Origin of the sequence: Streptomyces sp. NBC_00464 (genome assembly GCF_036013915.1) — a bacterium.
Classification (GTDB): Bacteria; Actinomycetota; Actinomycetes; order Streptomycetales; family Streptomycetaceae; genus Streptomyces.
Map to the genome: position 1 here is coordinate 3,498,280 of NZ_CP107899.1, position 12,402 is coordinate 3,510,681.

The 12,402-nt window shown below is 69.5% G+C and carries 10 protein-coding genes and 1 tRNA gene; 5 read left to right on the forward strand and 6 right to left on the reverse strand.

From position 1 onward, the window contains the following. Window positions 1-12: 12 nt before the first annotated feature. The 3 genes from OG912_RS15605 to OG912_RS15615 all read right to left on the reverse strand — a co-directional run bounded on the left by OG912_RS15605 (window position 13) and on the right by OG912_RS15615 (window position 2,159). A complete protein-coding gene (locus OG912_RS15605; protein ID WP_326737553.1) occupies window positions 13-885 on the reverse strand; it encodes a cytochrome c biogenesis CcdA family protein in 873 nt (290 codons plus the stop codon). Continuing rightward, the gene (locus OG912_RS15610; protein WP_327709864.1) at window positions 882-1,736 is read right to left on the reverse strand and encodes a DsbA family protein; all 855 of its coding nucleotides are present in this window, start codon (window positions 1,734-1,736) and stop codon (window positions 882-884) included. Before OG912_RS15610 ends, OG912_RS15605 begins: the two co-directional genes overlap by 4 nt. A gap of 63 nt (window positions 1,737-1,799) precedes the next feature. Further along, window positions 1,800-2,159: a hypothetical protein gene (locus OG912_RS15615; protein ID WP_327709865.1), complete on the reverse strand. Its 360-nt coding sequence runs from the start codon at window positions 2,157-2,159 to the stop codon at window positions 1,800-1,802. Window positions 2,160-2,317: 158 nt separating this feature from the next. Here OG912_RS15615 and hrpA point away from each other — a divergent pair, with 158 nt between their 5' ends. The 3 genes from hrpA (at window position 2,318) to OG912_RS15630 (ending at window position 7,284) form a co-directional block, all read left to right on the forward strand. After that, window positions 2,318-6,238, forward strand: a complete 3,921-nt coding sequence (hrpA, locus tag OG912_RS15620; protein WP_327709866.1) for an ATP-dependent RNA helicase HrpA — start codon at window positions 2,318-2,320, stop codon at window positions 6,236-6,238. A 115-nt stretch (window positions 6,239-6,353) separates the two neighbouring features. Beyond that, a tRNA-Asp gene (locus OG912_RS15625) sits at window positions 6,354-6,428 on the forward strand. 139 nt (window positions 6,429-6,567) lie between these two features. Then, window positions 6,568-7,284: a DUF6274 family protein gene (locus OG912_RS15630; RefSeq protein WP_327709867.1), complete on the forward strand. Its 717-nt coding sequence runs from the start codon at window positions 6,568-6,570 to the stop codon at window positions 7,282-7,284. A 445-nt stretch (window positions 7,285-7,729) separates the two neighbouring features. Here the strand turns inward: OG912_RS15630 and bldC are convergent, their stop codons facing one another. Next, the gene (gene bldC / locus OG912_RS15635; RefSeq protein WP_003949541.1) at window positions 7,730-7,936 is read right to left on the reverse strand and encodes a developmental transcriptional regulator BldC; all 207 of its coding nucleotides are present in this window, start codon (window positions 7,934-7,936) and stop codon (window positions 7,730-7,732) included. Window positions 7,937-8,448: 512 nt separating this feature from the next. Continuing rightward, window positions 8,449-9,294, reverse strand: coding sequence for a hypothetical protein (locus tag OG912_RS15640; protein ID WP_327709868.1), 846 nt, complete (start codon window positions 9,292-9,294; stop codon window positions 8,449-8,451). Window positions 9,295-9,470: 176 nt separating this feature from the next. Between OG912_RS15640 and OG912_RS15645 the strand changes: the two genes are divergently transcribed. Both OG912_RS15645 and OG912_RS15650 read left to right on the forward strand, forming a co-directional pair. Next, complete coding sequence (locus OG912_RS15645; protein ID WP_326737548.1) at window positions 9,471-10,553, forward strand: Leu/Phe/Val dehydrogenase; 1,083 nt, start codon at window positions 9,471-9,473, stop codon at window positions 10,551-10,553. 331 nt (window positions 10,554-10,884) lie between these two features. Further along, complete coding sequence (locus tag OG912_RS15650) at window positions 10,885-11,142, forward strand: DUF3073 domain-containing protein (RefSeq protein WP_327709869.1); 258 nt, start codon at window positions 10,885-10,887, stop codon at window positions 11,140-11,142. A 184-nt stretch (window positions 11,143-11,326) separates the two neighbouring features. Here OG912_RS15650 and purM read toward each other — a convergent pair whose 3' ends face one another. Continuing rightward, window positions 11,327-12,400 carry a phosphoribosylformylglycinamidine cyclo-ligase gene (gene purM / locus OG912_RS15655; RefSeq protein WP_326737546.1) on the reverse strand — a complete coding sequence of 358 codons (1,074 nt, stop codon included), beginning with the start codon at window positions 12,398-12,400 and terminating at the stop codon, window positions 11,327-11,329. Between the last annotated feature and the right edge of the window lie 2 nt (window positions 12,401-12,402).

Here is a 12,402-nt window from a genome sequence, read left to right on the forward strand (position 1 = left end):
GCCTTCGTCGTGTCAGGCGTCCTCCCGCTCCGCCGTGTTCACCGCATCCGCTTCCGCGCCGGCCCCACCCCGCCGCCGCCCGGACCGCACCGCGAGCACCAGCAGCACCACGCCCACCACCGCAACCAGCAGCACCGCGTCCGGTACGTGCTCACCGATGCCCCGGGCCCACTGCTCGACCGCGAACGACTGGTCCACGTTCAGCAGACCGGGCAGCGCCGTCGTGCCGTCGTACGCCAGGAACATCACGCCGAGGCCGACGAAGAAGAGCCCCGAAAGCAGCGTCGTGGTGTGCAGCTCGAAGCGGCCGAGCCGCAGGGCACGACCGCGCAGCCACGCCCTGCGGCCCAGCTCGAACCGCTCCCAGAGCAGCGCGAGCAGGAAGAGCGGCACCGCCATGCCCAGCGCGTAGACGGCGAGCAGCAGTCCTCCGTACGCCGGGCTGCCGCTGACGGCCGCGACGGTGAGGACACTGCCGAGGATCGGTCCCGCGCAGAAGCCGGCCAGGCCGTAGACGGCACCGAGCGCGTAGACGGACAGGGCGGTCGTGGGGCGGATCCGGCCGCTGAGGGCGGAGATCCGGCGCGAGGCGAAGCCCATGCCGATGATCTGCGCGACGCCGAGCCCGATGATCAGCCAGCCCGCGCCCAGGACGAGGGCGTCGCGATGGCTGTAGAAGATCCGTCCGGCGTACGAGCCTGCCGCCCCGAGCGGGACGAGAGTGGTCGCCAGGCCCGCGTAGAAGATCCCCGTCCGGGCGAGCAGCCGGGAGGCGGAGTCGATGGAGTACGCGAAGAAGGCGGGAAGCAACAGGGCGCTGCACGGGCTGAGAAGCGCCAGCAGCCCGCCGAGAAAGGCGGCGAAGTAGCCGATGTCCGCCGTCACTTCGCGGAGTCCTCGGGGGACGCGGAGCCCGCTTCCGGGGAGGCGGAGCCCTTGGTGTCCTGGCCCGCGCTGCCCAGGTTCTTCGCCCGGTCCGCCGCCTGTTCGATGGCCTGGGTGAACGTCTGGGCCGGCTGCGCCCCGGCGATCGGGCGGCCGTTGATCAGGAAGGACGGGGTGGACGTCGCGCCGATCCCGTACCCCTGCTCCTGGTCCTCGCTCACGGCTGCCGCGGCCGCCGAGCCGTCCGCGTCGCGGACGAAGCGGTTGAGGTCGGGCACCCCGGCCTCGGTGGCGAGCGCCTTCAGCCGGTCCTTGCCGAACCCCTTCTCCTTGGCTCCTTCGGCGTACGCGGCGCGGTGGAACTCCCAGAATCGGCCCTGCTGCCCGGCGGCCCAGGAGGCGCGCGCGGCGGCCTCGGACTCGGCGCCGAAGATCGGGAAGTTGCGCCACTCGATGCGCAGGGTGCCGTTGTCGACGTACTTCTTCACGAGGGCGGGTTCGGTGTCGCGGGCGAACTTTCCGCAGTAACCGCACTTGAAGTCGGCGTACTCGATGAGGACGACGGGCGCGTCCGCCCGGCCCAGTGCCAGCTTGTCCCCGGCGTCGCGCCGGGCGAGCTTCGCCAGCTCCGGGTAGACGCCCTCCTCCGGGTCGGCGGTGACATCGGCCACCGCCGAGGCCGAGGAACCGGGGCCGGCGTCGTCGGGGGCGGTCGCCCGGTAGGACACGTAACCGAACAGCGCGGCGGCGACGACGACCCCGGCGCCGTAGATCAGCGGCTTCTTTCCGGACGTCCGGGACGACGGCTTGAGGGACGGCTTGGGCGTGGATGTGGGCCTGGACGTGGGCATGCGGAACTCCGAGCTGGTGATGCGGGAGGGACGAGAAGGGACGGCAGGGCAGGGGCGGGCCGTCTACACCCTCAGTACGGAGAGTTCCACCGGGCTCGGCGCGGCCTCGTCGGGGCCGCGCAGCGTCATCGGCGCGGGCTGCCGGACCGGCTCCGGAACGGTGGCCGCGGGCAGACCCCATTCGGCGAGGCCGGGCGCCTGGTCGTGGGCCGCGCGGGCCCGCCCGGGAACAGCCGGCTCGGTGCCGTCGTGCTTGCCCTTCCGGCCGCAGCCGGGAAGTCCGTCCCCCTGCCCGATGCTCATCGCCACGTCCACGGACGGACCCGCCGGGGCCGTCGACGCCGAAGCCGTCGACGGTCCGCAGAACAGCCCCAGGACGACCGCGAGGGCCGCCACCAGGCAGCACCACGACGAACGGGACATGACGGGCAGGCCTTCCGACAGGGGGCTCGGCAGAGGATCAACTGTCCGGAATGGTACGTGCTGTGATCGCGTCGTCCCCGGCTGTACGGGTCCGGTGACCGAGACCGCGCGAAATACGTTCGCCGTTCCTCGGGCCCGGGTGAGATCCTGGGACCCGTATGTCTACTTCCTTTGCTGATCTCCAGTCCCAGCTCGGGCAGCTCTCGCTCCGCGACGCTCACCGGCTCGGCCGCCGCCTCGAGGGCGCGCGCCGCATTCGCAAGCCCGAGGCCCAGCAGGTCGTACTGGACGAGATCGCCGCCCAGGCCACCAAGGCAGCCGGGCGGCTCGCGCTGCGGGCCGGCCGGGCGCCGGCCCTCTCGTACCCGGAACAGCTGCCGGTCAGCCAGAAGAAGGACGAGATCCTGGAGGCGATACGCGACCACCAGGTCGTGATCGTCGCCGGTGAGACCGGATCCGGCAAGACCACCCAGATCCCCAAGATCTGTATGGAGCTGGGCCGTGGCGTCCGCGGCATGATCGGGCACACCCAGCCGCGCCGGATCGCGGCGCGCACGGTGGCCGAGCGGATCGCCGAGGAGCTGAACACGCCGCTGGGCGAGGCGGTCGGCTGGAAGGTCCGCTTCACCGACCAGGTCAACCAGGACGCGACCTTCGTCAAGCTGATGACGGACGGCATCCTGCTCGCCGAGATCCAGACGGACCGCGAGCTGCTCGCGTACGACACGATCATCATCGACGAGGCCCACGAGCGGTCGCTGAACATCGACTTCCTGCTCGGCTATCTGGCCCGGCTGCTGCCCAAGCGCCCGGACCTGAAGGTCGTCATCACCTCGGCGACCATCGACCCGGAGCGCTTCGCGCGCCACTTCGGCGAGGCGCCGATCGTCGAGGTCAGCGGGCGTACGTACCCCGTGGAAGTGCGGTACCGCCCCCTCCTCGAAGAGGACAGCGAGGACTCCGACCGCGACCAGATCACCGCGATCTGCGACGCCGTCGACGAGCTCCAGAACGAGGGACCCGGCGACGTCCTGGTCTTCCTCTCCGGCGAGCGGGAGATCCGCGACACCGCGGACGCGCTCGGCAAACGCAACCTCAGACATACCGAGGTGCTCCCCCTCTACGCACGCCTGTCGCACGCCGAGCAGCACCGCGTGTTCCAGCGCCACACCGGACGCAGGATCGTCCTCGCGACGAACGTCGCCGAGACCTCGCTGACCGTTCCCGGCATCAAGTACGTGATCGACCCGGGCAACGCCCGTATCTCCCGCTACAGCCACCGCACCAAGGTCCAGCGGCTGCCGATCGAGCGGATCTCGCAGGCCAGCGCCAACCAGCGCAAGGGCCGCTGCGGCCGTACGTCGGACGGCATCTGCATCCGGCTGTACTCCGAGGACGACTTCCTGACCCGTCCGGAGTTCACCGACCCGGAGATCCTCCGGACGAACCTGGCCTCCGTCATCCTCCAGATGACCGCGGCCGGTCTCGGCGACATCGAGAAGTTCCCCTTCATCGATCCGCCGGACCACCGCAACATCCGTGACGGCGTGCAGCTCCTCCAGGAGCTGGGCGCGCTGGATCCGGAGGAGAAGGATCCGAAGAAGCGGCTCACCCCGCTGGGCCGCCAGCTCTCCCAGCTGCCGGTGGACCCGCGCCTCGCCCGGATGGTCATCGAGGCAGACCGGAACGGCTGCGTCCGCGAGGTCATGGTCATCGCCTCCGCGCTCTCCATCCAGGACCCGCGCGAGCGGCCGTCCGAGAAGCAGACGCAGGCCGACCAGCAGCACGCCCGGTTCAAGGACGAGACGTCCGACTTCCTGGCGTTCCTGAACCTGTGGCGCTACATCCGCGAGCAGCAGAAGGAGCGCGGATCCTCCAGCTTCCGCCGGATGTGCAAGCAGGAATATCTGAACTTCCTGCGCATCCGCGAATGGCAGGACATCTACGCGCAGCTTCGTACGGTCGCCAAGCAGATGGGGATCGAACTCAACGAGGACGATGCCCCCGAGCAGTCGGTGCACACCTCGCTGCTCGCCGGTCTGCTGTCGCACATCGGGCTGAAGGACACCGAGAAGAACGAGTACCTGGGCGCCCGCAGCGCCAAGTTCGCGATCTTCCCCGGGTCGGCGCTCTTCAAGAAGCAGCCGCGGTTCGTGATGTCGGCCGAGCTGGTGGAGACGTCCCGGCTGTGGGCACGGGTCAACGCCCGGGTCGAGCCCGAATGGATCGAACCGCTGGCCCAGCACCTGCTGAAGCGCACCTACAGCGAGCCGCACTGGGAGAAGGACCAGGCGGCGGTGATGGCGTACGAGCGGGTCACGCTGTACGGCGTACCCATCGTGGCCCAGCGCAAGGTCAATTTCGGCCGGATCGACCAGGAGGCCTCGCGGGATCTCTTCATCCGCAACGCCCTGGTCGAGGGCGACTGGCGCACACACCACCAGTTCTTCCACGACAACCGCAAACTGCTGGGCGAGGTCGAGGAGTTGGAGCACCGCGCCCGGCGCCGCGACATCCTCGTGGACGACGAGACGCTGTTCGACTTCTACGACCAGCGGATCCCCGAACACGTCGTCTCGGGCGCGCACTTCGACTCGTGGTGGAAGCACAAGCGCAAGGACGAGCCGGACGCGCTGGACTTCGAGCGCTCGATGCTCATCAACGAGAAGGCCGGGGCCGTCACCAAGGACGACTACCCGGACTCCTGGCGGCAGGGGAAGCTCAAGTTCCGTGTGACGTACCAGTTCGAGCCCGGCGCGGACGCCGACGGTGTGACCGTCCACATCCCGCTCCAGGTGCTCAACCAGGTCACGTCCGAGGGCTTCGACTGGCAGATCCCGGGCCTGCGCGAGGAAGTGGTCACCGAGCTGATCCGCTCCCTGCCCAAGCCCATCCGCCGGCACTACGTGCCCGCGCCCAATTACGCGGACAAGTTCCTGGACCGGGCCGTGCCCCTCCAGGAGCCGCTGCCGGTGACGCTGGCCCGTGAGCTCCAGCGGATGGTCGGGGTCCCGGTCACCGCGGACGACTTCGACCTGAGCCGGGTCCCCGACCACCTGAAGATCACCTTCCGGGTCGTCGACGAGCGGCGCCGCAAGGTGGCCGAGGACAAGGACCTGGAGGCGCTGCGGGTCCAGCTGCGCCCCAAGGCCCGTCAGGCCCTCTCCCAGGCCGCTGCGGCGACCGCGGGGCCGTCCGGGGAGTCCATCGAGCGTTCGGGCCTCACGGACTGGACGATCGGCACGCTGGACCGGGTCTTCGAGACCCGGCGGGCGGGCCAGCCCGTCAAGGCCTTCCCGGCCCTCGTCGACCAGGGCGACACAGTGGCCGTACGGCTCTTCGACACGGAGGCCGAGCAGCAGCAGGCGATGTGGCGCGGCACCCGGAAGCTGATCCTGCTGAACATCCCGGTGAATCCGGCGAAGTTCGCCTCGGACAAGCTCACGAACCAGCAGAAGCTGGCCTTGTCCCGCAATCCGCACGGCTCCATCCAGGCACTCTTCGACGACTGCGCGACGGCGGCCGCCGACCGTCTGATCGCCGCCCACGGCGGTCCTGCCTGGGACGAGGCGTCGTTCCGGAAGCTGTACGACAAGGTGCGCGCCGACCTGGTGGACCTGACCGTCCGCACGATCGGCCAGGTCCAGCAGATCCTGGCGGCCTGGCAGGCCTGCGAGCGCCGGCTGAAGTCCACCAACAGCCTGGTCCTGATCAACAACGTCACGGACGTACGGGAGCACCTCGCCCGTCTCGTACCGCCCGGGTTCGTCACCCTGACCGGGCTGCGCAGGCTTCCCGACCTGATGCGCTACCTGGTCGCCGAGGACCGCCGGCTCCAGCAGATGCCGACGAACGTCCAGCGCGACACCACGCGCATGGAGAAGGTCCACGAGATGCAGGACGAGTACGCCTGGCTGCTGGAGCAACTGCCGCAGGGCAGGCCCGTTCCGCAGGAGGTCCTGGACATCCGCTGGATGATCGAGGAGCTGCGGGTCAGCTATTTCGCGCATGCCCTGGGCACCGCGTTCCCCGTCTCCGACAAGCGGATCGTGAAGGCGATCGACGCCGCAGCCCCGTAGGCCGTACGGCGGTGGGCGCGTGACGGCCCCACCACCAGGAGTGAGGTCGACCGCACCCTCTGACCTCCTGTACAGTCTGTCTTCGCAGCCAGCCGCAAGGCAGCCGCGAAAACCTGGTCCTGTGGAGCAGTTTGGAGTGCTCGCCACCCTGTCAAGGTGGAGGCCGCGGGTTCAAATCCCGTCAGGACCGCAGTAACGAAAGCCCGGATCCCCTGGATCCGGGCTTTCGTGCGTCTTGACTCCGGCGTCCGCCGACGAGTACTCAGAAGCCAAGGGCTGCCCCTGGTTTCCCGGACGGGGCGGCGCGCATCCACCCGGAGGTGGCGCGGATGGCGGCATCCACGGACGAGGGCTTCCTGCCGGACCGGTCCGGTGCCCGCGAGCCGGTCCCGGGCCCTGCGCGCAGGCGTGCGCCCCGACACGAGATCCGCGCCCTGCTGCGCGCCCACCTGGCGGCGGCTTCCGGCTATCGCCACCTCACCCGGCACTGCGCGGTCTGCGCGCGACTACTGCGGCTCGCCATGGAGCCCCTGACGGCCCCTGGGCCACCGGAGGGAACGGCGGAGCCCCTGACGGGTCCCGGAGCCCCGGAACAGACCAAGCGGCCCGTGACGGCCCCCGGGCCGCCGGAACAGACCACATGCCCCGTGACGACCTCCAGGCCGCCGGAACGGACCACGCCCACCCCCAGGCCGCCGGAACAGACCGCGATCGCCTCCAGGCCGCCGGAACAGACCGCGGGGCCTGTGATGGCCCCCGGGCCGCCGGGGCGGACCACAGAGCCCGTGACGGGCCCCGGAGCCCCACAAGCGGCCGTTGAGCCGTCGGATGCGGCTCCCGCGAGGCGGTCCGACCGCCCGCAGCCGCCGGCCCGCACGGCCCCCTCACTCCTTTCGGCACCCCCAGGCGACCCCGAAGCGGGTCCGGCGGCCGCCGCGACCCCACAGGGACACAGGACGAAAGTCCTCCCGCCACGTGACCAATGGCTTGGCCTTCCACTCCACAGCAGTGGCAGGCTCGTACTTGGCAAGACTCAAGCCATGTGACGGGTGTCACCGAATCAGTTTTCAGAAGGGGTGGCTTTACACCCTTCCTACAACTGGCGAATTTAATATGTGCAATTGCACCCCTCGGCGAGAGTGCCCCCGGGAGCCTTCACCCCACCCCGATCCACCCTCTACAGGGTCAGGGTGCACACCCCCTCACAGAGGCGAACATGCCCGCACAAGCCCGGCCCGGAGCCAACCGGACGCCCGGTTTCCCCTGGCGGGATACGGACAGGCAGCGGGAAGACGAGGGGTGCTGACGCCGGCCGGGCGCACAAAAAAAGATCGCGCTGGACCCGGCGGAGTCCAGCGCGATCTCATGACGACACCCGTATGGCACAGGTATGGCGCCCGTTGGGGCGGGCGCCCGTCATATGGAGCTATGGGTGGGCTATGTGGGTTGGGGGACCCAAAAGCCCAGTTGTGACGCGGCGACAGGGGTATGTCAGGCCTCGCTGCGCTGCTGCGGAATACCCGCAAGCAGTGCGCGGACCTCTGCCTCGCGGTACCGGCGATGTCCACCGAGCGTGCGGATGGACGTGAGCTTGCCTGCCTTGGCCCAACGGGTAACCGTCTTCGGGTCCACGCGGAACATCGTGGCAACCTCAGCCGGGGTCAGCAGCGGCTCGGCATCAGGGGTGCGAGCGGTCATGAGCGGCCTCCTCGGGAGAACCGAACCATCTCGGTTCTTTCCTCTAAATTCTGCACCTTGACCCGCGTTGCCCGAAATGGCGGACGCGGGCCGAGTCGGTTATAGGACGAACGGCTTGTCCTCGGCACTACAACTACACCATCCGTCCAGCCACGTCGGCCAAACCGATGGAATTGCCCTCCCAGGTGTTCATCAGCGACGGAAGCCGATGGACCATGCCATAGCGGACAGTCACACCACCGTGACGATCAGTCACAGAGCGATCAGGAGTCATCAGACCCCCCATAGAGTGCAATGCTGAGCGTTCCGCCCACACTTGGGCGAATGGAGCCCTCCCCGGACTCCTTGTCCTATTTTGGCACGAGGAGTAGGGAAGGACGCAAGGGCCCCGTAAGTGCTATCCATCACGCTTGAGGCAAAGGCCCGGTTCGGGACGTAGGTCCCGACGCCACTGAGGTACGGTTCCGCCTCTTCACTCTCACGTGTCACACGGGTCACAGGTTCATGGATCGTCAGTTCGCGAACTGGCGGTCCCTCACGGCCCTCCAGCGCTCCGCAAGACGGGCATACGCCTCGCTCGCCCCCTCGGCGTCCCCGGCACCCAGCGCGGCGATGCCCTCCGCCACATCCGCGGCACTCCGGTCCCCGGCAAGCTGCCCGGCCGGCAGCGCGTGCACCAGCCCGCCGTAGTCCAGCTCCACGAGCGCGCGCGGATGGAACTCCTCCAGCCACCGCCCGACGTCCACCAGCCCCTCGGTCAGCGGACCGTCGTCCATGGACTCCCGCAGCGTCTTCAGCCCCCGGGCCAGCCTGCGCCGCGCCTGGACCATCGGCGTCCGGTAGCGCAGCACGGGCGGCTCACCGTCCTCCCCCGCCTCCAGGTACTCGCGCTCCTCGTCCGAGAACAGGACGAACCAGCGCACCGGGACCTGCCACACCGCCGTCCTGATCCACGGCCGGGCATCCGGATTGCGCTCCGCCCACCGTTCGTGGTCGGCCACGGCCTGCCCGCGCACCACCGGCGGCAGCAACGCGTCGAGCACCGCACCCGGAAACATGTCCGCCAGCCCGCCCAGCGCCAGCCACCCGCGCAGCCGGGTCCGCCACGGGCAGACGCACACCACGCCGTCCACCTCGGCGACGAACGCGTCGGCGCTCTCGTGTGCCGGCACGCCGACCGGCGGTGTCGCCACCAAGTCGGCCAGGGAACGGCGCAGTTCGTCCTGGGCCGTAGGAATCAGCCCGCGGCCCGCATAGCGGGCCCAATGAGCACGTTCGGCCTCCGGGAAGGCCGCCAGTGGCTCGTACACCCGGAGGTAGGACGCGTAAGGGACGAGCACCGAAGACACCACCGACATGCAGCGATCGTGTCACGCCAGTACTCCTGTAGTGGGTGATCCACGGCACTGGACCGGATCCGCGCCCCCGGAGGACTTACGCTCTTGCCCAGTCGGACCGTCCGTGCCGGTCGGTCCGGGGCCCTCCCCACCTTCAGGAGGGTCTTCCCGCCGCTTCGTACTTGGGAGTCACCACAGTGACCGATGTGACCGACGGCGTCCTGCACACCCTGTTCCACTCGGATCAGGGGGGCCACGAACAAGTCGTGCTCTGCCAGGACCGTGCCAGCGGCCTCAAGGCCGTCATCGCCATCCACTCCACCGCCCTGGGCCCGGCCCTCGGCGGCACCCGCTTCTACCCTTACGCCTCCGAGGAGGAGGCCGTCGCGGACGCGCTGAACCTGGCGCGCGGCATGTCGTACAAGAACGCCATGGCCGGTCTCGACCACGGCGGCGGCAAGGCGGTCATCATCGGTGACCCCGAGCAGATCAAGACCGAGGAACTCCTGCTGGCCTACGGCCGTTTCGTGGCCTCGCTCGGCGGGCGCTACGTGACGGCCTGCGATGTCGGCACGTACGTCGCCGACATGGACGTCGTGGCCCGTGAGTGCCGCTGGACCACCGGCCGCTCCCCCGAGAACGGCGGCGCCGGCGACTCCTCCGTGCTCACCGCGTTCGGCGTCTTCCAGGGCATGCGGGCCTCCGCCCAGCACCTCTGGGGCGACCCGACGCTGCGTGGCCGGAAAGTGGGGGTCGCGGGCGTCGGGAAGGTGGGCCACCACCTCGTCGAGCACCTGCTGTCGGACGGCGCCGAGGTCGTGATCACGGATGTACGGGACGAGTCCGTGCGCCGGATCACCGAGAAGCACCCCGAGGTCGCCGTCGTGGCCGACACCGAGGCGCTGATCCGTACCGAAGGTCTGGACATCTACGCGCCGTGCGCACTCGGCGGCGCGCTGAACGACGTCACCGTTCCGGTGCTCACCGCCTCGGTGGTGTGCGGTGCGGCCAACAACCAGCTCGCGCACCCGGGCGTCGAGAAGGACCTGGCGGACCGCTCGATCCTCTACGCACCCGACTACGTGGTGAACGCGGGTGGTGTCATCCAGGTCGCGGACGAGCTGCACGGCTTCGACTTCGACCGGTGCAGGGCGAAGGCGTCGAAGATCTTCGACACGACGCTGGCCATCTTTGCGCGCGCGAAGGCTGACGGCATTCCGCCGGCCGCCGCCGCCGACCGGATCGCCGAGCAGCGCATGGCCGAAGCCCGCCGTAGCTGAGCCCCCGGCCCCCTGGCCGAACGTGCCGGGATCCCTACAGGGCGTCATCCCCGTGCGGGGCCTGCCGACCCGCCGACCGCGAGACAAGACTCACGCCGGTCGGCGGGTCGCATGCCAATAAGAGGTTAAAATCGCAGTTGACCAGCGAGGACGGAGCACCTCGCGGGTCCTCTTCCGGGGCGTGTGATGCGGGCGGCGTACCGTATGGCCGCGGAAGCAGGTACCGTTAAAGCCCTACAGGCACGGTCTCTCTTCCGAGAGTCCGTCCTGAAACATGAACGCGTGTCAAGACTCTGGGGCCGTCGAGCCCCGTCACCGAGGGGGTCGAGCCATGGGGCGCGGCCGGGCAAAGGCCAAGCAGACCAAGGTCGCCCGTCAGCTGAAGTACAGCAGCGGCGGGACTGACCTGTCGCGTCTGGCCAATGAGCTGGGCGCATCACCTTCGAGTCAACCACCGAACGCCGAGCCGTTCGAGGACGACGACGAGGAAGATGACCCGTACGCACAGTACGCGGATCAGTACAACGACGACGATGACGAGGACGAGGACGACAAGTCCGGTCCGTCGTCACAGCGCCGCGGCGCTTGACCTCGCGCTGACACATCAACCCGGTCCGGGCCTGTCCCGGACCGGGTTCTGTGCTGTCCCGGCCCGGAACCGACAGGGCTTCCGGATGCCGGGCGGACCTTCCGGCCCGCCCGGCATTCCGTACGAATTCCCGCAGCTCGCCCACCGCCGGGGTTGAGCGTGTCCGCCGGACCCGCTCCCGCGCTCAGCGCGCGTACGTGCCCACGAGCTCCGCGCCCGTGGTGTGCGCACCGCGGTCGGTGATCTCGCCCGCCACCCAGGAGTCGACCCCACGGTCGGCGAGGGTCGTCAGCGCGGCGTCCACCGATTCGGCCGGGACGATCGCGATCATGCCGACGCCCATGTTGAGCGTCTTCTCCAGTTCCAGCTGCTCGACCTGACCGGCCTTGCCCACGAGGTCGAAGACCGCGCCGGGCGTCCAGGTGGAGCGGTCCACCGTGGCGTGCAGGCCGTCCGGGATGACCCGGGCCAGGTTGTTGGCCAGTCCGCCGCCGGTGACGTGGCTGAAGCCGTGCACCTCGGTCGTACGGGTCAGGGCCAGGCAGTCCAGGGAGTAGATCCTGGTGGGCTCCAGGAGCTCCTCGCCGAGCGTCCGGCCGAACTCCTCGACCTCGCGGTCCAGCGTCCAGCCGGCCCGGTCGAAGACGACGTGGCGGACGAGCGAGTACCCGTTGGAGTGAAGACCGGACGACGCCATCGCGATGACGGCGTCACCCTTGCGAATACGGTCCGGGCCCAGCAGCCGGTCGGCCTCGACCACACCCGTACCGGCGCCGGCGACATCGAAGTCGTCCGGGCCGAGCAGGCCGGGGTGTTCGGCGGTCTCGCCGCCGACCAGGGCGCAGCCTGCCAGCACACAGCCTTCGGCGATGCCCTTCACGATGGCCGCGACACGCTCGGGATGCACCTTGCCGACACAGATGTAGTCGGTCATGAACAGCGGCTCGGCACCGCAGACGACGAGGTCGTCCACGACCATGCCGACGAGGTCGTGGCCGATGGTGTCGTACACGCCCATCTGACGGGCGAGGTCGACCTTCGTGCCGACGCCGTCCGTGGCGGAGGCGAGCAGCGGACGCTCGTAGCGCTTGAGCGCCGAGGCGTCGAAGAGTCCGGCGAAGCCGCCGAGCCCGCCGAGGCCCGCGACCTCGGGGCGCTGCGTCTTCTTCACCCACTGCTTCATCAGCTCTACGGCACGGTCGCCGGCCTCGATGTCGACGCCCGCTGCCGCGTAGGAAGCACCTGTTGTCTCAGACATTG